The sequence below is a fragment of the Paraburkholderia sp. FT54 genome, assembly GCF_031585635.1.
Taxonomy (GTDB): domain Bacteria; phylum Pseudomonadota; class Gammaproteobacteria; order Burkholderiales; family Burkholderiaceae; genus Paraburkholderia.
This window is the reverse complement of the sequence record NZ_CP134196.1, coordinates 696362-716221: the sequence shown is the minus strand read 5'-3', so window position 1 is coordinate 716221 and position 19860 is coordinate 696362. Positions and strand designations below refer to the sequence as shown.

Annotated in this window: 17 protein-coding genes; 6 read left to right on the top strand and 11 right to left on the bottom strand. The window is 63.5% G+C overall.

Features of this window, described 5'->3' with window-relative positions; translation table 11 throughout:
- Positions 1 to 183: 183 nt before the first annotated feature.
- Together RI103_RS22700 and folE are read left to right on the top strand one after the other, a co-directional pair.
- On the top strand, positions 184 to 1113 hold the full coding sequence (locus RI103_RS22700) for a LysR family transcriptional regulator (protein WP_310817766.1): 930 nt from the start codon (positions 184 to 186) through the stop codon (positions 1111 to 1113).
- Between the two features lie 135 nt (positions 1114 to 1248).
- Positions 1249 to 1887 (top strand): GTP cyclohydrolase I FolE, encoded by a 639-nt coding sequence (gene folE / locus RI103_RS22695; protein WP_310817764.1) that lies wholly within the window; start codon positions 1249 to 1251, stop codon positions 1885 to 1887.
- Positions 1888 to 1912: 25 nt separating this feature from the next.
- Here folE and RI103_RS22690 read toward each other — a convergent pair whose 3' ends face one another.
- Entirely contained in the window at positions 1913 to 2818 is a 906-nt protein-coding gene (locus RI103_RS22690) for a DMT family transporter (RefSeq protein ID WP_310817762.1), read from the bottom strand.
- A 261-nt stretch (positions 2819 to 3079) separates the two neighbouring features.
- On the opposite strand from RI103_RS22690, the gene RI103_RS22685 reads away from it, so the two are divergent.
- Positions 3080 to 4117 carry a VTT domain-containing protein gene (locus tag RI103_RS22685; protein ID WP_310817761.1) on the top strand — a complete coding sequence of 346 codons (1038 nt, stop codon included), beginning with the start codon at positions 3080 to 3082 and terminating at the stop codon, positions 4115 to 4117.
- A gap of 34 nt (positions 4118 to 4151) precedes the next feature.
- Here RI103_RS22685 and RI103_RS22680 read toward each other — a convergent pair whose 3' ends face one another.
- Positions 4152 to 5033 carry a CHAD domain-containing protein gene (locus RI103_RS22680; protein ID WP_310817760.1) on the bottom strand — a complete coding sequence of 294 codons (882 nt, stop codon included), beginning with the start codon at positions 5031 to 5033 and terminating at the stop codon, positions 4152 to 4154.
- Positions 5034 to 5431: 398 nt separating this feature from the next.
- Here RI103_RS22680 and RI103_RS22675 point away from each other — a divergent pair, with 398 nt between their 5' ends.
- Complete coding sequence (locus tag RI103_RS22675; protein WP_310817759.1) at positions 5432 to 7018, top strand: inorganic phosphate transporter; 1587 nt, start codon at positions 5432 to 5434, stop codon at positions 7016 to 7018.
- 106 nt (positions 7019 to 7124) lie between these two features.
- Here RI103_RS22675 and ppk2 read toward each other — a convergent pair whose 3' ends face one another.
- The gene (ppk2, locus tag RI103_RS22670; protein ID WP_310817758.1) at positions 7125 to 8051 is read right to left on the bottom strand and encodes a polyphosphate kinase 2; all 927 of its coding nucleotides are present in this window, start codon (positions 8049 to 8051) and stop codon (positions 7125 to 7127) included.
- A gap of 160 nt (positions 8052 to 8211) precedes the next feature.
- Positions 8212 to 8613 carry a VOC family protein gene (locus RI103_RS22665; protein WP_310817757.1) on the bottom strand — a complete coding sequence of 134 codons (402 nt, stop codon included), beginning with the start codon at positions 8611 to 8613 and terminating at the stop codon, positions 8212 to 8214.
- Positions 8614 to 8822: 209 nt separating this feature from the next.
- On the opposite strand from RI103_RS22665, the gene RI103_RS22660 reads away from it, so the two are divergent.
- A complete protein-coding gene (locus RI103_RS22660; RefSeq protein WP_310817755.1) occupies positions 8823 to 9860 on the top strand; it encodes a trypsin-like peptidase domain-containing protein in 1038 nt (345 codons plus the stop codon).
- A gap of 126 nt (positions 9861 to 9986) precedes the next feature.
- On the opposite strand, the gene ggt is transcribed toward RI103_RS22660, so the two are convergent.
- The 6 genes from ggt to RI103_RS22630 all read right to left on the bottom strand — a co-directional run bounded on the left by ggt (position 9987) and on the right by RI103_RS22630 (position 16915).
- Positions 9987 to 11720 (bottom strand): gamma-glutamyltransferase, encoded by a 1734-nt coding sequence (gene ggt, locus RI103_RS22655; RefSeq protein ID WP_310817754.1) that lies wholly within the window; start codon positions 11718 to 11720, stop codon positions 9987 to 9989.
- Between the two features lie 220 nt (positions 11721 to 11940).
- A complete protein-coding gene (locus RI103_RS22650) occupies positions 11941 to 13344 on the bottom strand; it encodes an MFS transporter (RefSeq protein WP_310818544.1) in 1404 nt (467 codons plus the stop codon).
- 252 nt (positions 13345 to 13596) lie between these two features.
- Complete coding sequence (locus tag RI103_RS22645) at positions 13597 to 14361, bottom strand: phosphocholine cytidylyltransferase family protein (protein WP_310817752.1); 765 nt, start codon at positions 14359 to 14361, stop codon at positions 13597 to 13599.
- Between the two features lie 27 nt (positions 14362 to 14388).
- Positions 14389 to 15408: a lysylphosphatidylglycerol synthase domain-containing protein gene (locus RI103_RS22640; RefSeq protein ID WP_310817751.1), complete on the bottom strand. Its 1020-nt coding sequence runs from the start codon at positions 15406 to 15408 to the stop codon at positions 14389 to 14391.
- Positions 15405 to 16217, bottom strand: coding sequence for a 2OG-Fe(II) oxygenase (locus tag RI103_RS22635; protein WP_310817750.1), 813 nt, complete (start codon positions 16215 to 16217; stop codon positions 15405 to 15407). The genes RI103_RS22640 and RI103_RS22635 overlap by 4 nt, the downstream gene beginning before the upstream one ends.
- Positions 16214 to 16915: a CDP-alcohol phosphatidyltransferase family protein gene (locus RI103_RS22630; RefSeq protein WP_310817749.1), complete on the bottom strand. Its 702-nt coding sequence runs from the start codon at positions 16913 to 16915 to the stop codon at positions 16214 to 16216. Before RI103_RS22630 ends, RI103_RS22635 begins: the two co-directional genes overlap by 4 nt.
- Positions 16916 to 17153: 238 nt before the next feature.
- Between RI103_RS22630 and RI103_RS22625 the strand changes: the two genes are divergently transcribed.
- On the top strand, positions 17154 to 17588 hold the full coding sequence (locus RI103_RS22625; RefSeq protein WP_310817747.1) for a hypothetical protein: 435 nt from the start codon (positions 17154 to 17156) through the stop codon (positions 17586 to 17588).
- A gap of 118 nt (positions 17589 to 17706) precedes the next feature.
- Here the strand turns inward: RI103_RS22625 and RI103_RS22620 are convergent, their stop codons facing one another.
- Positions 17707 to 19659: an alkaline phosphatase PhoX gene (locus RI103_RS22620; RefSeq protein ID WP_310817746.1), complete on the bottom strand. Its 1953-nt coding sequence runs from the start codon at positions 19657 to 19659 to the stop codon at positions 17707 to 17709.
- Positions 19660 to 19860: the final 201 nt, after the last annotated feature.

Genomic DNA, 19860 nt, shown 5'->3' with positions numbered 1-19860 from the left:
GTCGTTCGGGCACGTTGTCAAGGCAGGGAATTCCCCTTAATCATAGGTTCTCGCTGCGTGCCATGCCGGTTGTTATGCCGGTCGGCCGGCTGAAGCGGACAATCTCACTATCCAAACATGAGATTGTTGGGCTAACCTCTATCTACATATCAAATACGCCACCCGCACCGCAGGTCACCGAGCATGTCTGAGACAAACCTGGATCTGAACCTGATCCCCTATCTGGTCGCGATGGAAGACACGCGCAATGTCAGCCGCGCTGCGGAGCAACTCGGCGTGAGCCAGCCGCGCGTGAGCACCGCGCTGGGAAAACTGCGGGAATACTTCGACGATCCGCTCTTCGTGCGCACGTCGAAAGGCATGGAGCCCACGCCGCGCGCGCTCGCCATCCTGCCCGCCGCGCGCGACGCGCTCCTGCGCATCGAGAAAGGCATGCTCGACGTGCAGGAATTCGACCCGGCCACCAGCACTCACACTTTCTCGATCGCGCTATCGGACGTCGGCGAGATCGTGTTTCTGCCGCGGCTTCTGCAACTGTTCGCCGAACGCGCGCCGTTCGCGAATCTGCGCTCGGTGTCGGTCTCGCCGTCGCAGGTGGAACGCGGGCTCGAATCGGGCGATGTCGATCTTGCCATCGGCTATTTCCCTGATCTGTCGGGCAATAACTTCTTCCAGCAACGGCTCTTCACGCATCGCTTCATCTGCCTGATGCGCACGGGCCATCCTCTGGCGAAGGCGCCGCTCACGCTGGCGCAGTTCGTGGCGTCGGGTCATGCCGTCGTGCGTGCCGAAGGACGCAGCCAGGAAGTCCTCGAGCAATACCTCGAGAAGAAACGCATCAAGCGCCGCGCCGTACTCGAAACACCTCACTTCATGAGCCTGCCGTTCATCCTCGCGCGCACCGACCTGCTGGCGACCGTGCCGCACGCGATCGGCTTCGCGTACGTCTCGGAGCATGCGTCGATCACGCTGGTCGAGCCGCCGCTGCCGTTGCCGCATTTCGATCTGCGGCAGCATTGGCATCGCAAGTTTCATAACGATCCGCGCGGGAGCTGGCTGCGCGGCATGGTCGCGGAACTGTTCAACGATGCAATGGACGAATGGCCCAAATGAGCGGCGTCCGATCAGCGCGCCATGACGGCGATAAGGGGCATTGGCACGACAGGGTGCAAAACATGGAACAATGGCCGCACTCATTGAACCCGGCGCTCCGTGCAGCGCCAACGCGCGATCCCGGAGGAACGACGGATGACCAGCAGCAAGGCGAAGAAAAGCAAACCCATGGCCGCACCCGAGCGCCCGAGCCGCGAGGAAGCTGAAGCAGCGGTTCGTGTGCTGCTGCGTTGGGCCGGCGACGATCCGGCGCGTGAAGGCCTGATCGATACGCCGGCGCGCGTGGTGCGCTCCTACGAGGAGTTTTACGCGGGCTACCAGGTCGACCCGCGCGAGATCCTTGCCCGCACCTTCTCCGAAGTAGACGGCTACGACGAAATGATCGTGCTGAAAGACATCCGCTTCGAAAGCTATTGCGAACATCACATGGTGCCGATCATCGGGCGCGCGCATGTGGCGTATCTGCCGGGGCATCGCGTGGTCGGCATCTCCAAGCTCGCGCGGCTGGTCGATGCGTTCGCCAAACGCCTGCAGATCCAGGAAAAGATGACGGTGCAGATCGCCGACACCCTGAACGATGTGCTGCAACCGGCAGGCGTCGGCGTGATTCTCGAAGCCGCGCATCAATGCATGTCGACGCGCGGCGTGCACAAGGCCGGCGTGACGATGGTCACCTCGCGCATGCTCGGCACGTTCCGCACGGACCCGTCGACACGTCGCGAGTTTCTGTCGATCGTCGGCAATCCGGGCGTTGTGGCGATCGCCAATACCTAGGCGCGGCAAGCGCGACAGCGGTGCCTCATGCAGCGCTGCGTCCCGTGCGCATCTGGCCGAAAGTGGCCAGCAGCACCGCGCCCAGCACGCATGCGACACCGGCCAGTTGCGCCGCACTGACGGGTTCGCCCAACACCATCGCGGCCAATGCCACCGCGCTCACCGGCACGAGCGCGGTCATCAACCCCGCTTCCGCGCCGCTGATTCGCGCCGCCCCCGCATACCAGAGCACGAAGCCCGCCACGGTCGGCACCAGCGCGTAATACAGCACGCCGCAGAGTGCGCTCGCATCGACCGGCAAGGCCCATGGTTTTTCGAAGCAGGCCGGCACGATCGCCACCGCGAAGCCGATGCCGCACATCAACGCCGACAGCGGCAGCGGCGCCACCGCCGTGCGCAGCTTGCGATTGAGGAGAATGAACAGCGCCTCGCAGACGATCGCGAGGAACACGAGCGCGTTGCCCGCCAGCGAACTCACCGCGTGCGGCGCGCTGAACTCGCCGGGATGCACGGTGCACACCAGCACGCCCGCCGTCGCTAACAGGATCGCGCCGAGCAACGCGGGCGCGGGACGCTCCCCGAGCGAGAGCATGGCGACGCCAGCCGACACGGCGGGCAAGGTGCCGGCAATCACGCCGGCATCGGCCGCCGAAGCGAGTTTCATCCCGCTGATCAGCAACACCGTATAGCCGACGCTGCCCGCGCCCGCCTGGGCGATCACGAGCAACGCATCGCGGCGGTCCAGACGCGGCCAGCGCACACCCAGACAACGCATCGCCAGCACGAACAGGGGGAAGGCAATCGCGAAGCGCAGCGCGGTCGCGCTGAACGGCGGAAGTCCCACCGCAATCGATTTGCTGACCACCACCGTGCTGCCGACCCCGATCATGGCCAGCGCGCAAAACAGATATCCGGCATACCGCGAGTTCATGGCGCTGCCCTCGTCGTTGGAGCGAGCACTCAGAGTAGAGGCGCGGCGAGCGGCAGTCTTGAACGAAATTGCACAACAGGAGCGAGTCAATCAACCCGGTCAGTCGGATCACCCCGCGCCAAACCCATCGAGTATTCTGAGTAAACGGAATGCCGCCCGGATGAAAGCCGACAATCAGGCCGCTCGGGTACACGCTTTGCAACCGCCTGGAAAAGCCCCCGAAGCAGGCCGGCTCAACCGCAAAAAACAGGAGTTCCTCAATTGGTAGAATTTCCGTCTTCGGCGGTGTCGACCTGGGGCGGCGCGGTCGTGTTCGTCAACGTTCTGTTGACGCGCCTCGGCGTGCCGATTCCCGCCGTGCCGATACTGCTCTTCGCGGGCTCCGCGATCGCCGCCGGCACCCTGTCCTTCTGGCCGGTCCTCGGCGCCGCGGTGCTCGGCGCGCTGATGGGCGACGGCGCATGGTTCACGGCTGGCCGCCTGTATGGCCGCAAGCTGATCGCCGCACTCGGCCGGCTTTCGCCCGCCGTCGATTCCAAGGTGGACAAAGCGCGCGCGCTGTTCGAGCGCTTCGGCGTGCCGCTCGTGTCGATCTCGAAGTTCGTCCCCGGGCTCGCACTCATTACCCCGCCGCTGATGGGCACGACCGCCGTCGACGCGCGCATCTACGCGGCCTGGGATTTTGCCGGCGCCTTCGCGTGGGCCGCCTTCTGGCTGCTCGGCGGCGCCGCCGCGGAACGGCAACTGCATATGCTGCTCGACTTCGTCAAAGCCCGCGGCGGCACTGTCGTCGATGTTTTGCTGGCCACCGCGCTTGTCTATCTGGCGTTCCGTCTGCAGCAACGACGCCGCGCACGCCGCCGTTTCGCGGATGCCGCGGCAGCGCGGGCAGCCGCCGGCGGCTGGCGCCGCATCGCGCCGCCCAAGGTGCTCGATGCCCGCCCGCAAGCGCCCTCGCTCGAGGCGCCGCGCCGCATTCCCGGCGCGCTCGCGCTCGATCCGAATTCCCAGGAACAGATCGACGGCGCACTGCGGACCTACGACATGGTGATCTATTGCATTTGCCCGGACAGCGCGACCGCCGTCGAAATCACGCAACGCATGCGTCACAACGGCTACACGCGGATTCGCGCGCTGAGGGGCGGCCTCGACGCCTGGCAGCGGCGCGGCTTTCCCGTTGAGCCGCTAGCATCAGCCGACGAGCTGAGCACCGGCAACCGCGCGCCGGAACCGCGCAGCGACGCGCGCGGGGCGATCACGCTGCGCGGCTTCGCCCCGCGCAGCACGCAAGGCACCTGAGCGGCGCCGGTCGCGCCTCAGGATGAGCGGCGCATCATAGTTTGCGCAGTAGTCCGGCCGCCGAGCGCATCCGGCGTTTGCGCTCCTTGCCTAGCCAGTGAAGCGCTGCCTCGGCGTCGCCGGAGCCGGCGAGCAAAGGCGCATTGTCGCGCAGCAACATCTCGCTCGCGACCACATCGTTCAGCGTACCGAAACGTTTCTGGATCTGCTTCAAACGTTTGAGCGTGCGTTTGCGTCCGCCGCTCAGGACGGGTTCGAAGAACTCCAGCAAATAGCGCAGCTTCTTTCCCGCCTTCCTCACATTGTGAAAGGCAACGTAGTTGGAGCGCTTCGCACGACGCGCGCGTTTCATCCGTTTCTTTAACGAACGCTCGGAAGCAGCCACACGTTGCTCGGCGAATTTGCGCAGCGGCATGCGATCGTGCGCGGTATTCAATTCTTTGGACGCGCTGGACAAGGCTTCGCGCAGCAGATGTTTGACGTCGGCGTTCGAAAGCGTTTCGCGGCTTGTCGTCAACGCGGCGCCGCGAGCGTCCTGAAGTTTGGGTGCTATCTCGCCCATGCCGCCGCGTGCGCCCTTATCGTCGGACGTCAGCAATTCAATCAGGATGTCCCAGTCGCGCGTTTTGCCGGCGGCCGTGGCTAGATACTTGTACAACGCACGTTGCCGCGTGTTCTCGCCTTTTTCCAGCAAGGGCTCGAAGGCCCACCATAAGGAGCGCAAACGGCGCAGCGAGACACGCAATTTGTGCAGCGCTTCCGGCGACGCGTCTTCGCGCAGCGCGCTGGCGTATTCGATCGCATGATCGACGAGGGGCGCCGCATACGACGCGAAGGCCTCTTGCGCAGAGTGCGCGCCGGCGGCTGGATCGCTATCGGCGGGTCGTTTATCGACATTCAGGCTATCGCGCTTCATTAGAGTCCCTTGAGAACGCCTTACAGACAGACTAGCAAAAAAAAGTGCCTGACGGAAAATCGTGGGGCCATTGCGTCCCTTTCCGTGGTTCGCGCGCACGATCCGACACGCGAGCCGCGCGCCTCACTGCACGCCGGTGCTTCTTTATCCGTTCGGCGGCAGTGCAAGCGGCGAAGTGCGCTCCGGTTTATAGCTCGCCGTTTGTCTCAGTTCTTTTCGGACGTCTGAGCATCGGAATCCGACAATCCGAAACGATGCATCGAAGCCATGCGCATGCCGGCGGCAGCGCGCATGCCTGCGCCATCGCGCCTCGCGTCGGCGTCACGCGACTGTCATCAATACGACACACAGGCCCCGCAGGATCGGAAGTTCCGCGACCAACTCTTGGGGCTCACGTCATGCCGGAACTTTCGTATCCACAGCCAGGCACTGCTAGCGGAAAGGGGCGCAACGTCAGCCTCGTCATCTTCCTCGCCGTGATACTGGTCGGTGCGGTTTATTGCGCAGTGCACCTGATGGACGATTTGCAATCCGTTCGCGAAAGCTCGGCAATGCCTTTCCTGCTGCTCGGCATCGCGCTGCTGATCGCGCTGGGTTTTGAGTTCGTCAACGGCTTTCACGATACGGCGAACGCGGTCGCGACCGTGATCTACACGCATTCGCTGGCGCCGAACCTGGCCGTGGTGTGGTCAGGCGGCTGGAATTTTCTCGGCGTGCTGACGTCGAGCGGCGCGGTCGCCTTCGGCATTCTGCAACTGCTTCCCGTCGAACTGATCTTGCAGGTCGGCAGCAGCGCGGGTTTCGCGATGGTCTTCGCCTTGCTGATCGCCGCGATCATCTGGAATCTCGGCACGTGGTGGTTCGGACTGCCATCGTCGAGTTCGCACACGCTGATCGGCTCGATCATCGGCGTCGGCCTGATGAATCAGTTGATGCACGGCGCCAACGGCACGAGCGGCGTGGACTGGAATCAGGCGCTCGGCGTCGGCAAGTCCCTGCTGTTTTCGCCGCTGGTGGGCTTTCTCGCAGCGGGCTTGCTGCTGCTGATCCTGAAAGCCGTGGTGCGCATTCCCGCTTTGTACGCCGAACCAAAGGGCAAGGAGCCGCCGCCGTTCTGGATCCGCAGCCTGCTGATCCTGACCTGCACGGGCGTCTCGTTCGCGCACGGCTCGAACGACGGCCAGAAAGGCATGGGCCTCATCATGCTGATCCTGATCGGCACGGTGCCCACTGCCTACGCGCTGAACAAGGCGGTGACGCCCGCGGAAACGCAAACGTTCCTCGCCGTCGCGCATGAAACCTCGACGACGCTTGCCAAATACACCCAAGGCGCCACGCCTTCGGCCAATCCGCGTGGCGATGTCGAGGCCTACGTGCGCACTCACCAGTTGACGCCCGCCACGTTGCCGGCCTTGCAGCAACTGACCGACATCATTGCCGGCCAGGTCAGGTCGTCAGGCTCGATGGCCGCGGTGCCGCAAAGCATCGTCGACAACGTTCGCAACAACATGTACGTGGCCTCCGAAGCGATTCGCCTGATGGCAAAAAACAAGCAACCGGCATTCTCGCCCGAAGACGCCAAAGCGATCGGCAACTTCAAGGCGCAAACCGATCACGCCACCAAGTTCATTCCGACGTGGGTCAAGGTCGCGGTGGCGATCGCCCTCGGTCTCGGTACGATGGTTGGATGGAAGCGGATCGTCGTGACGGTCGGCGAGAAGATCGGCAAACAGCATTTGACGTACGGACAGGGTGCATCGGCTGAACTGGTGGCGATGCTGACGATCGGCGCCGCCGACATGTACGGCCTGCCGGTCTCCACGACGCACGTGCTGTCCTCGGGTGTGGCCGGCACGATGGCGGCCAACGGTTCCGGCCTGCAATGGGGCACAGTGCGCAGCCTGATCCTTGCCTGGGTACTGACGCTGCCAGCTTCGATCGCACTGGCAGCCGGCCTGTACTGGGTGTTCCGAGCGGTGTTCTAAGCCCACGCGGCGGCCGGTTCCACAGCCGGTCGCCGCCCGCAACCGGCATAGAAAAAGCGCGGCTTGCCGCGCTTTTTCATTTCGTCGACCCGTACTCTCTCGCCGATCAATACAGCTCGGGCACGATCATCGACGCCGGCACCGGCTGGCGGCTGTATTCGTCGTGATAGACGCGCGCGGGCAATTCGATAGTCGGATGCTCGATCTCGTGATACGGCACCTGGCTCAGCAAATGGTGAATGCAGTTCAGGCGCGCGCGCTTCTTGTCGACCGCCTGCACGACCCACCACGGCGCCTCGGGAATGTGCGAGCGCTGCAGCATCACTTCCTTGGCCTGCGTATAGGCTTCCCAGCGGCGTCGGCTTTCGAGGTCCATGGGACTCAGCTTCCACTGCTTCAGCGGGTCGTGAATACGATTCTGAAAGCGGATTTCCTGCTCTTCGTCGGTAATCGAAAACCAGTACTTGAGAATCTGCACGCCGCTGCGCGCCAGCATCTTTTCGAATTCCGGCACCGAGCGGAAGAACTCTTCGTACTCTTCGTCGCTGCAAAAATTCATCACGCGCTCGACGCCCGCGCGGTTGTACCAGCTGCGATCGAACAGCACCATTTCGCCGCCGGCGGGCAGATGCGACACGTAGCGCTGGAAATACCATTGCGTGCGTTCGCGGTTGTTCGGCGCGGGCAGCGCCGCCACGCGGCACACCCGCGGATTGAGCCGTTGCGTGATGCGTTTGATCGCGCCACCCTTGCCGGCCGCGTCGCGTCCCTCGAAAATGACCACGAGGCGGTGGCCGGTCTGCACGATCCAGTCCTGCAGTTTGACGAGTTCGCCCTGCAGCCGGAACAGTTCGCGGAAGTACATCTTGCGCGCCTCGCGATGCTCGGGCGTGAAGCCCTCCGCGCCGTCGATGATGCGGTCGTCGACCTCCATCTCGAGTTCCTCATCGTACGCGTCGATCAGGTCCTCTTCGAAACGGCGCTGCCGCTCGGCCATCAATTCGGCATCGGGTCTCGGATCCTGCTCTTTCATTGCGGCTCTCCTGGCAACGGAAATAGTTAGGCGCGCGGCGGCAAGCGTGACGCGGACGCGTTCGATTATCGAAGCGCCAGGTGTCAGCCGTGTTACCGGCGCGCCCGCGCCCTATCGACGTTCATGATAGCGAGTTTTGCCCGGCCGCCCGGCGCTAATGTCACTGCTGCAGCGGTTTGGCGAAACTGAGTTCGTGGCCGTCCGGATCGCTGATGTGGAAATAGCGCTCGCCCCACGGCGCATCGGACGGTTCGAGCGACGGCTTTAGCCCCGCCGCCAGCGCTTTGCGGTAGATCGCATCGACGTCGGACACATAGATGATCACGCGGCCCCACCACGCGACCGGCGCGCGCGTATCGACGATCAGGTTCAGATACGAACCGCCGAACGCAAACGATGTAAACGCCTCCTGCGGGCCACCGAATTTCATCGGAAAGCCGAGCGCTTCGTAAAACAGCACTGCGCGCGGCATATCTCGGGTGGCCAGGGTGATGGCGCTGATCGATTCGATTTGCGGATCGGCGGGCGCATTCGACGAGGCTGACGTGGCGGGTGAATTCATGGCGGCTGTCTCCTTGGCGCGGCAGGCGTCTCACGTGCGCAGCACGGTGCATGCCGCGCTGTTGGCCGTGCAGTTGGCCGCGCTGTTCCCATGGGCTGGCTTGGTTCGGAAAGTGTCTCACAGGCCGCGCCGCCGCGGCGCGCCTCGCAGGCACTTGAAAACCCGCGCGAAGCCCCGCATCTGCGTTTCCGTTTATCCGGAGCATCGCCATGGGAAGCCGCCCACGCTTCGTCGATGACCTGTCGCGCGCCGCATCCGACGCCCCCGGGCCCGAGACACTCACTCCTCTATCCGACGACGCCCTGCTCGACGCCTATTCCCGCACCGTGATCGGCGCGCTGGAACGCGTTCAGCAGGCGGTCGCTTTCATTGCCGTCGAGCGCCGCCTGCCAGGCGAGCCGTCCGGCCGCGGCTCGCGCGGCGGCACCGGCTCGGGCTTTCTGTTCACGCCCGACGGTTATCTGCTCACCAACAGCCACGTCGTGCACGGCGCCACCCACATCACGGTAACGCTCGCCGATGGCGCGAAATTCGACGCCGATCTGGTCGGCGACGATCCCGGCAACGATCTGGCGGTCTTGCGGATCGGCTCGCCGGAGCCGCTGCCGCATGTCGAACTCGGCGAGTCGTCGAAGCTGCGGGTCGGGCAGATCGCGATTGCGGTCGGCAATCCGCTCGGCCTCGCGCAAACCGTGACCACGGGCGTGGTGTCGGCGCTCGGCCGCTCGCTGCGTTCGAATTCTGGCCGCATGATTTACGACGTGATCCAGACCGACGCCGCGCTCAATCCCGGCAATTCGGGTGGTCCGCTGATCAATTCCGCGGGCCAGGTGATCGGCGTGAATACCGCGATCATTCCCGGCGCGCAGGCCATCTGCTTTGCCACGGCAATCGACACGGCCAAGTGGGTGATCATGCAGATCTTCGCGTATGGCCGCGTGCGGCGCGCCTATGTCGGCGTGGCGGGCACCACCAGGCCGCTGTCGCGCCGCGTGCAGCGCTACTTCGGCTTGAGCTCGGAAAGCGGCGTGCATGTCATGGAGATCGTCAAAGGCAGCCCGGCGGCGCTCGGCGGTCTGCGCACGGACGATACGATCATCGCGATCGATACGCAGGCCGTGCAGGACGTGGATAGTTTGCAGCGCACGCTCGACGCATCGCGGATCGACAGACCCGTCAACGTGACGGTGTTGCGCGGCGCGCAGCGGCTCGAGTTGATGTTGACGCCGGTCGAGCAGGTTAGCTGAAGCAAGGTTGGCCAGCACGCCCTCGCTCAACAAAAAGCCTCGCGTTCGGCTGAACGCGAGGCCTTTTTATCACCCGGCGGCGCATCTCCTTTCAAGGCTGCGCCGCCCAATTCCCTGCAAATACGCTTACTGGATCACGCGCGTCACACCACGGCCGCGCGGATCGGCCGCCGCTTCCGGCGTATCGCCGTTGACCTTGATCGCCTGAATATCGCCGCTGAAATCCTGCCCCTTCAGCGTGTAGCCCTTGGCTTCGATCTGCTTGGCGAGTTCGCCATTGATCGGCTTGTACGGCTCCCAGAAGATCGTGTTCGGCGGCAGCAACTGATGATGGAAACGCATCGCGGCGACAGCCTGCTGCAGCGGCATGTTGTAGTCGTAGACGTTGTTGATCACCTGGAAGATCGACGTGAAGATGCGCGAGCCACCCGGCGTGCCGATCACGAGCGACACCTTGCCGTCCTTTGTCAGAATGGTCGGGCTCATCGAGGAGAGCGGGCGCTTCTTCGGTTCGATCGAGTTCGCGTCGCTGCCCACCACGCCGAACATGTTCGCAACGCCCGGCTTCGCGGAGAAGTCGTCCATCTCGTCATTCAGCACGATGCCCGTGCGGTCCGCCACGACGCCCGAACCGAAATAGCCGTTGATGGTGTACGTATTCGACACGGCGTTACCCCATTTGTCGATCACCGAGAAGTGCGTGGTTTCCGCTTTCTCCGGCATCGATGTGCCGAGGCCCGCCTGAATGCTCTTCGTGTCCGAAGGCGCATTCGGATTCACTTCAGCGGCGCGCTTGGCGATATACGCGTCGTCGGTCAATTGCGCGACCGGCACCTTGTAGAAGTCAGGATCGCCGAGGTACTGCGCGCGGTCGGCGAACACGCGCTTTTCGATTTCCGCGATCAGATGCACGTATTGCGCGGAATTGAGCGTCACATCTTTGAAGTCGGGCGCAATGTCGGCCTTCATCTTCAGCAGTTGCACGAGACCGATACCGCCCGAGCTCGGAGGCGGCGCCGTGTAGACGCGATAGCCGTTCCAGTCGGCCTGGATCGGCTCACGCCACACCGCTTTGTACTGCTGCAGATCGGCCTTGGTGATCAGACCATGACCGCGCATGGATGCGGCGATCAGATCGGCCGTCTTGCCCTGATAGAAGTCTTTGGCGCCCTGATCCGAAATGCGCTGCAACACAGCCGCCAGATCCGGTTGCTTGAAGTTGACGCCCTGCTTCAGATTACCGAAGTAGGTATCGAAGTTCGTCTTGCCGGCGAATTCTTTCGCGGCATCGTCGCGGCGTTCCTGCAATTGCTGGCTGACCTCGAAACCATCGCGTGCGTAGTGGATGGCCGGTGCGAGCACCTGCTTCCACTTGAGCTTGCCGAAGCGGCGCTGCGCCTGCCACATGCCGTCGACGGTTCCCGGCACGCCCACAGCACGGTAACCGAACAGGCTCATGCCTTTGATGACCTCGCCCTTGTCGTCGAGATACATGTTTTTGGTTGCGGCCAGCGGAGCGCGCTCGCGATAGTCGAGAAAGTACGGCTTGCCGTCGACATAGAGCGTCATGAAACCGCCGCCGCCGATGTTGCCCGCTTCCGGATAGGTCACGGCAAGCGTGAAGGCGATCGCTACGGCGGCGTCGACCGCGTTGCCGCCTTCCTTGAAGATCTGCTCGGCGGCGTCGGCGCTGAACTTGTCCGCCACCGCGATCGCGGAGGCAGTGAGTACGGCCGGCTGGGCTTTCGCGGGCGGCTTCGCGAGCGCCGGCGTGGCTTCGAGAAAACCGGTTGAAACAGAGACGAGTGCGACCAGCGCAAACCCGCTGGCCGACGATTTAACGTTGCGGAACAATCTCATTGCTTATCCCCCAGGACGACTGTTTCATCTGATGATAACAAACGCTGCTTTGGGCTTATAACATGTGACCGCTCGCTTGCGAAGCCGCTAGATGTCATAGAGCTTATGTTGCGGCACACAAAAATGCTGGATTCGATGACACGAATTCGCGCTCAAACGCCCGAGACAGAGGTGCTCAGCAAAGCGCATACCGCGCGGGACGGCGCAACATGCGTCCTGCTCACGCGCGGCCGCGACTGCCGCGTGCAATCTCATCGCCGGCGCCATGCGGGAGCCGCGCGGTGATGGGAATCGACATGAACGAGAACAGACCGACCACGAGAAACGCCGGCCAGAAATCGGAGAACACGATGGTCGAATGACCCTGCACGTTATGCGAAATTTGCAGCACGATGCCCGCGATCGTCACGCCGAGGCCCAACGAAATCTGCTGGATCACGCTCGCGACGCTCGTCGCGCGGCCCACGTCGCGGCTCGGAATGTCCGCGTACGCCAAGGTATTCAACGACGTGAACTGCAGCGAGGGAAAGAAGCCGCCGAACAGCACCACACACCAGATCAGCCAGTGCGGCGTGCCGGGAAAGAACAGACCGTAGACCGCAATGGCGAGGCCCGCACAGCCCGCGTTGAACATCAGCACAGTGCGGAAACCAAAGCGCTCGAGAATGCGTGACGCGGCCGCCTTCATGAAGATCGAACCGAACGCGGACGCGCACGTGATCGACCCCGACTTGAACGCCGTCATGCCGAGGCCTTCCTGCAATGCAAGCGGCAACAGAAACGGCACGGCGCCAAGGCCGATGCGAAACAGCGAGCCACCCACCACGCTTGCGTGAAAACTCGGAATGCGCAACAGGCGCAGATCGAGCACAGGCAATTCGACGCGGCTCGCGTACACCACGTACATCACGAGCAGCACCACGCCGACCACGCACATGCTGACCGACACCGTGTTCGACACCAACTCGCCGCCCACCAGCGAAAGCCCCAGCATGAACAGCGACGCCCCGCTCGCGGACAAAAAGAAGCCGGTCCAGTCGAGCCTGCCCGGATGCGCTTCGCGCACGTTGGCGATGTGTTTGTTCGCGAGCCAGATGCCCAGCAGGCCGATTGGAATGTTGACGAAGAAGATCAGACGCCAATGCAGATAAGTGGTGATAAAACCGCCCAGCGGCGGCCCGACCACCGGTCCGAGCAAAGCCGGCACGGTCAGATAGTTGACTGCGCGAATGAAGTCGGACTTCGGCACCGAACGGAAAATGATGATGCGGCCCACCGGCACCATCATCGCGCCGCCAATTCCTTGCACGAAGCGCGCGACCACGAACGTGCCGAGCGAGGTGGAGGCCGCGCACATCAGCGAGCCGGCCATGAACACGCCGATGGCCGTGCGAAACACGGTGCGCGAACCGAAGCGGTCAGCGACCCAGCCGCAGATAGGGATGAAGACGCCGAGGCCGATGACATACGCGGTCACGGCGAGCTTGAGGGTGATGGGGTCCTGGCCGAGATCGCGCGCCAGAACCGGCAGCGACGTCACGATGACCGTGCCGTCCACGTTTTCCATGAACATCGCACACGCGACGATTAACGGAACAATGAAAGTGCCTAAAGCGAGAGGCATTGGCATGGCGACAGGTTGCGAGGCCGTCGGTGTAAAGCGTCGATTATGGCATCGCAACGGCAACAGATGTTGTTGCGCGAGGTCTTTTCGTGCGCATGCGTGCTTGCGCCATGCTCGCGCCTCACGTGCGATGGTTGCGCGTGCAACGAAGATTGGGCAATGCGGGAGTTCGCGGGCCAAGCGCAAAAAAAGTTGAGCCGGCATTCAGCCGGCTCAACTTTCGATACGTCAGCGAAGAGGCTGATGGACGGCTTAGCGCGATGCGCTGACCAGCGGCTGCAACTGCGGCAGGATCTCGGTGCTCGCGCGAGCCACGTCGTTCGGAAAGTCGATTTCGATCCAGGGCGCGCCGGTCACGTCGGCGGTATCGAACACCTGGCTGCGCTCCAGCAGCAGATCGCGCACCGCTTCTTCGTGCGGCAGGTTGGCCCGGCCGCTGTCCACATAGCCGGCCACGATCTGCGCAAAGCGTTGCGCGGTTTCCTGACGGAAGCGGAAGAACCCGACCGATTCGCCAATGGTGTCGTACTCGAGATTGACGGCGAGCTGCTTGCGCAACTCGACCGGCACACCGTCTTTCAGACACAGCTTGACGGGTTCGTCGCCGGCTTCGAAATCACGGTCGATCAACAGGCGGTTGACCGTCTCGCCCGCCACAAGCGCGCTCAGAATGCGCTCGTCGTAGAGCACGTCGGCGTCCATCAGCAGCACGTCGCCGCCGCGCGTCAGCGCCTCGGCCACCGTGTGCACCGTCAGCACGCTGCCCAGGTCGTAACGCGTGTTCAACACCGTTTCCACCTTGTGCGGCCAGTTGATGCGTTCCAGTTCCGCCTGCACCGATTCCGGCTGGAAGCCGAGCGCCAGCACGACTTCGGTCACGCCGGCGCTGTCGAGCATGTGCAGATGCCGTTCGAGCAGGCTCATGCCGTCGAATTGCAACAAACACTTCGGGAATTGTGCTTCCGGCGGTTGCTGGAGACGCAGGCCGAGGCCCGCTGCGAGGATGATGGCACGCATGCGCGGTCCTTTGAAAAAATACGGAGTTTAATCGACAACCGGCACGCGCCCCGTAGCGCGGCGCCGTTGCCAGCTTCGTTCGCTGAAGTGCAAAACCAATAGCCCCGGCAAGCCTAGCAGGATTTCACGGGCGCGCTTGGCGAGCGACAAAGCCAACGCCGCATCCGGCGGCAAACCGACCAGCGGTGCGAGCAGCAGATAGCCGCCTTCCTGCACGCCGAGCGAACCGGGAATCATGAACGCCGCGCCGCGAATGGCTTGGCCCAGGCTTTCGAGCAGCAATGCGTCGACCCAGTCGACCGGATGACCGAGAAAACGCAGCGCGAGCCACACCTCCACCGTGCCGACGATCCAGCCCACGAGGCTCATCGCGAAGCTCGCCGCCACGCGGCCGCGCTCGCGGTACATGGCCTGCACCGCGGCGTCGACGGCTTCGGCGCGCGTCATCAGCGAAGACCAGTCGCGCTTGCCGAATAGCTTCGAGACCACGCCGAGCAGCCGGCCGAACAGACCACGCCGCTGCGCACAGTAGAACCCGACGATCATCGCGCCCAGCACCCCGGTGGCGATCAGCGTGGCGGTTTGCAGGTCGTGCAGCGCGCCGTGCGCGGCGTACGCGCCGAACAACAGCAGGCCGCCCAGCGCGAAAATGATTTGCGCGAGCGCCTGTGCGGTCGTGCTGACCGTGATGGCGGCGGCCGCATCGCGCATGCGCATGCCACGCTGGGACAACTGCCGCACCATGACGACCGGGCCGCCGATCTGGCCGGCCGGCAACAGGCTATTCACCGATTCGCCGATCCAGCGCGCGAACAACGCATCGCGCCATGTCAGATCGTGGTGGATGCCGTCACGACGAGGATGGAACAAGACCGAGATCGCGCCGGCATCGAGAATCAGCGGCACGAGGTGGAACGCCGCGACGAGCGCGAGTCCCCAGCCTGCCGCTAACAGCGTCGAGGCAACCGTGCCGAAACCCTGCCACGCAAGCAGGCCGACAAACAGCGCCGTCCCGATCGACAGCAGAATCAGGGCCGCGCGGCTCATGCGGGGTCCTTCCCGCGCTGGGTCATCTGGCGAAAAACCTGGCGGAAGCCGAAGTACGCAATCGCGTCCTTCATGTTCGAGATGAACCGACGCCACGGCCGCATGTTGGGATCGGTCACATATTCGAAGGTGAGCGACACGCGCATTTCGTTCGCGCCGGCGGGCGTGATGCGATGGCGCAGCTTGTCGCCGTCGAAAAATACCAGACCGCCCGGCGGAATCTGCACCGAGCCCGGCTGATCCGCGACATCCGGATTACGGGTATGGAGTTCGTAGTCGAGCCGGCACGAGGATTCGTCGATCACGCCGAGCAGCAGCGTGTAGCGGCGCCCGTCATAGTACGAAGTATCGTAGTGCCAGCCGATGTGGTCGCCCGCCCGCGTGTAGTAGTACAGCGCGTACGCATGCGGATCGTCGGCGGGCGAAAGCTGCAGTTTGTCGCCGCTCAGTTGCTCCAGCCAGCCGATCAACTCCTTCGAGCGATACAGCTCGGCGATGAACGGCGCGAGGCGGTCGATCGTATGGCGGCTCACGCTGCCGCCCTGCTTGTGACCCGGCAGATAGTTGCGGTTCACCTCGTCGAGCAGCGAACGTGCGCTGTGGACGAGCTGCGCCGTGACCTCGGGCGCGAGAAAGTCTTCCAGATAAAGGAACGCGCCCTGCTCCGCGAAATCCTTGCGCAGACGCGGGTTGTCGAACCCGCGCGTGCGGCTCGCGACCGCGCGGTCGGCATTCGGTGCGGGCGATGCAGCCGGAGAACGTTCCAAGGGAACGCGCGCGATGACGTCGTTTTCGGCCTGCGTACTCATTCGCTGGCCCACACTTGACGGGTTTCGGAGGTCCCGGCGGCAACGGGCGCGGGGCGAGCGGCACGGCGCGCAGCGCGCCAGTAGTCGACCACCACCCAAACAGCGAAAAGCGGCGCGCCGATCGACGCGATCACGACGAAGGGCAGCACGACGCTCGTCAGCGTGACGATCGGCAACAGATACAACACGTCTTCCGTTTCGAAACCGCCGACGGATGCCTGCTTGGTGCCCGCCTTGCCGGCCATTTCCTCGATGCGCATGCGCAGGAAGAAAATCAGCGCGATCGCCACGCCGGCTACGGCGCCGAGCACGCCCGGCGCGAATTTCAATCCGGCGATGTGCGTAGCGCCCGCTCCCACGCCCATGCCGACGAACAACATGACGGTGACGAGCGCATCGCAAGCGAGGTCGTAAAAATGACCGATCCGGCTCGACTTTCCGCCGATGCGCGCGAGTTCGCCATCTGTATGGTCGACGAAGTTCGACAGCACGATCAGGAAGGCGCCGGCATTGGCCCACGCGAATTGGCCATGAGCGAGGCACAGCGCGCCTGCCAGCCCGATCAAGAGGCGCAGCGTGGTCAGATGGTTCGGTGTGACCCACGTATCCACGAGCGGAGTCACGAGGCGGCGGGCGAGCCGCGCGTCCCATGTTCTGGGCGGCGGAACGTTAATTGGAGGTTGGGGTCGCGAATTCATAACCCGGAAATATATACGGGATCGCAAAAGATTGCTTTCATACTGTACGTTTCTTTACGCTTCGTTCGTTGCCGATCTGTGCTGGCTGCACAGCAAGATTTGCCGAATCGCGATAAAGTGCAAATCAGTTGCGCCTGTCAAGCGGGAGATTTTGATGCGCAACGTCTTTGCGGGTCTCGAGATCGCGCCACCGCCCGTTGCGAACACACTACATCGAATCAGGTGGCCGTCCACGCTTATGAAACGCTTTCTTTCGTCTGCACTCCCTGCTCTGGCGGCCGCCGCGCTGCCGCTCGCCAGTTACGCCACCGCGCTCGACGCGCCGCTCGCCTGCAATGAAAGCGGCCATCAGTTCATCGCCGACCTCGCTCAGCAACAGATGATCGACCCGAAGCCCACGCGCGTGGAGAGTAATTCGATCAACGCCTTCTCGCCGACGTCCGGCGCCGATCTGACCGCATACGGCTTCCATGTGTTCGCGGTGGTCGGCTACGAAAAGGACGATCCCATGTTTCGCGTCGGCGACGGCGAGCCGGTCGCGCGTTCGGCCTACGGCGTCGTGGTGTTCGGCAGCGAGGCCAAAGTTCGCAATGCGATTGCCGGCACCGGCAGCACGGCGATCGTGCACCGCGTGGCGCCGCTGATCACGGCGATTTTTTGCAAGCGGAGTTGAGGCGGCGCGCGGTCGCCATGCTTGTGGAAATGGCTGATATTTATGAGGCCCCTTGTGAGGCCTCACCTGTTTCTTGAGGCCGGATCGCCTCAACCATACGCGAATCCGGTTCACCCCCTTACAACCTGATCCCCGCCGGATCCGCCGTCAGATACCCCACCGTCGCCCCGAACCGGTCCTTGTAGTTCGCCCGCACGAGCGGATCGAGCGTCGATTTGATCTTGTCGTGCAACGGACTTTCCCAATCGCCGACGTGCTGAAAGTTGCTCATCACGTAAGTCCAGCCGTTGATTTCGTCGACCGCATGCAGGCCCGTCGACTCGGCGCCCGCCGGACACGAGAGCACGCGCGCGAGCGTCTTCGTGTCGACGTTGTACGCCCATAGGAAGTTGTTCACGTGCATGCTGCTGTCCTCGCCGATAAAGAGCGTGCGCAGCTTCTCCGAGAACTTGAGGTTGTCCGGGTTCGCGATGCGCTCGGGATTGGCCGTGTTGCCTAGCGCATCGGCCGCCGACAGGTCCTCGCCGACCAGCGCCGCCGGCGCGGCCATGTCCACCGGCACCCATTCGCTGTCGATCGCGGCGCCGCCGCGGTCGCGCTGGCCGCCCTTCAGGTTCAGCGCGTAGACCGCGCCGGCGTTGATGGTCTTGTCGACGGCCACGTCGGTGGACGCGGCGTTGCCGCGCACCATCGACTTCTCGATGCGCGACATCGCCGAATACAGCACCTTGTCCTTGATATTGACCGTCGTGCCTTCGAGTTTCGTGAAGCCCATGCTGCCGCCGGTCAGCGCCGCATAGCGATGCGTCTCGAGGAACGTCGCCGCCTGCGTCATGCCGGGCTTGATGCGCACCCAGTTGAAAGTGCCGTTGTAGTTGATCTTCGTGTAGGCCGGATCGAGCGGATCTTTGGTCGCGACGTCCATGATGTCGCTTGCGCGCAGCTGGCTGGCGAGCGCCTCGATTTCGTCGCTGCTCGCATGGCCCAGCCTGATCCATGACAGCGTCGCGGCGCCCGCGCCGCTCGCGGACACCTGCGTCCACTTCGCGACATACAGCGTGCTCGCCGAGAGATCGGCTTCGCGATCCGCGATGAACATGAACAGGCCGCCGTTGGTCGCGTCGTCGCCCATGAGGACGGTGCGCTTGTCCGGCATCACCTGAATCAGTTCGTGCGAGATGCGGCCGAGGCAATAGTGCTTCTTGATCGTGCCCGTGCCGTCCGGGTTGACGGTGACCTCCGGCAGATGGCCATAGTGATACGGGTTCGCGGTGGTTTCATCGCCATACAGGCTGCGGCTGAAGCCCTTGAACTGACTGTTGCTGCTGATCGTGGTGGCATCCGGCTCGTACTCTTCGCTCGACAAATGCGTGTTCCACGGCGACAGGCTCGCGCCGCAGGTGATCCACAAACCATGCGCCTTCGACGTATCGACGTTGGAATAACCCGCTAGCGTGAGCTTGCCGGTGGCGGGATCCTGATCGAGCGTGAGTACGGCGATCGGCGACGGCAGCTGGCCGTACATCGACGTCAGACTCTGATCGCGCGTCGCGTATTCGAATTGCACGACGGCGAACACCGCGTTGCCCTTGAGGCCCTTCACCGTGGGGTTGTCGAGACGGATCAGCGAGCTGCCGTCCGGGCAATCGGAGTAGAACTGGCGCTCCTTGCCCGCCACCGACTTATCGACGATCGGCTGATTGTTGATGTCGAAATAGCCGCCCGCGAGGATCGTCCCGCCCTTGACATTCGGTACGCTGTCGCCGGTGACGAAGAACGGCTGGTAGGCCAGCTTGAACGCGCGGCTGCTGCCGTCGCTCAGTTGCACCGTCAAGGTCGAGCCGACCGTGGTCTTCGCCATGGCGGCGGGGTCGGCCAGCGTCGGCGCGGCCATGCTGGCGAAGGCCGCCGAGACGAAGTTCGCGACCGGTTTGACCGGCGTCGCCAACTCGTCGCTGCCGCCGCAAGCGGTCAGCATCGAGGCCGTGGCGAGTCCGCCGAGCGGCAGCATGGGCGCGCCCACGAGAAGTTTCAGGGCCTTGCGGCGGGAAAGGTCGAGCGGTTCTGCCATGTTGTCGTGATCCAGTGTTTGGGTAGCGTGGGTGAATGCACAGCCGGCACGCACTCAGACCCAAAACAACATGGTTCACGCTCGCGCCGCTATGACGCGAGGATTCTATGAAGTGAATGTGAAAGTATATTGACAGGCGTTAGTAATATTGAGCTTATCCGCTGGCCAGCAAACCTGCCGGCTGGCTCCTGTCGCCAGCGC

Coding starts and splice junctions, on each gene's coding strand:
- RI103_RS22690 (WP_310817762.1), bottom strand. CDS start 2,818: ATGAACTCGCGGTATGCCGGATATCTGTTTTGCGCGCTGGCCATGATC.
- RI103_RS22675 (WP_310817759.1), top strand. CDS start 5,432: ATGCCGGAACTTTCGTATCCACAGCCAGGCACTGCTAGCGGAAAGGGG.
- ggt (WP_310817754.1), bottom strand. CDS start 11,720: ATGAGATTGTTCCGCAACGTTAAATCGTCGGCCAGCGGGTTTGCGCTG.
- RI103_RS22665 (WP_310817757.1), bottom strand. CDS start 8,613: ATGAATTCACCCGCCACGTCAGCCTCGTCGAATGCGCCCGCCGATCCG.
- RI103_RS22660 (WP_310817755.1), top strand. CDS start 8,823: ATGGGAAGCCGCCCACGCTTCGTCGATGACCTGTCGCGCGCCGCATCC.
- ppk2 (WP_310817758.1), bottom strand. CDS start 8,051: ATGAAAGAGCAGGATCCGAGACCCGATGCCGAATTGATGGCCGAGCGG.
- RI103_RS22620 (WP_310817746.1), bottom strand. CDS start 19,659: ATGGCAGAACCGCTCGACCTTTCCCGCCGCAAGGCCCTGAAACTTCTC.
- RI103_RS22650 (WP_310818544.1), bottom strand. CDS start 13,344: ATGCCTCTCGCTTTAGGCACTTTCATTGTTCCGTTAATCGTCGCGTGT.
- RI103_RS22680 (WP_310817760.1), bottom strand. CDS start 5,033: ATGAAGCGCGATAGCCTGAATGTCGATAAACGACCCGCCGATAGCGAT.
- RI103_RS22640 (WP_310817751.1), bottom strand. CDS start 15,408: ATGAGCCGCGCGGCCCTGATTCTGCTGTCGATCGGGACGGCGCTGTTT.
- RI103_RS22700 (WP_310817766.1), top strand. CDS start 184: ATGTCTGAGACAAACCTGGATCTGAACCTGATCCCCTATCTGGTCGCG.
- RI103_RS22625 (WP_310817747.1), top strand. CDS start 17,154: ATGAAACGCTTTCTTTCGTCTGCACTCCCTGCTCTGGCGGCCGCCGCG.
- RI103_RS22635 (WP_310817750.1), bottom strand. CDS start 16,217: ATGAGTACGCAGGCCGAAAACGACGTCATCGCGCGCGTTCCCTTGGAA.
- folE (WP_310817764.1), top strand. CDS start 1,249: ATGACCAGCAGCAAGGCGAAGAAAAGCAAACCCATGGCCGCACCCGAG.
- RI103_RS22630 (WP_310817749.1), bottom strand. CDS start 16,915: ATGAATTCGCGACCCCAACCTCCAATTAACGTTCCGCCGCCCAGAACA.
- RI103_RS22645 (WP_310817752.1), bottom strand. CDS start 14,361: ATGCGTGCCATCATCCTCGCAGCGGGCCTCGGCCTGCGTCTCCAGCAA.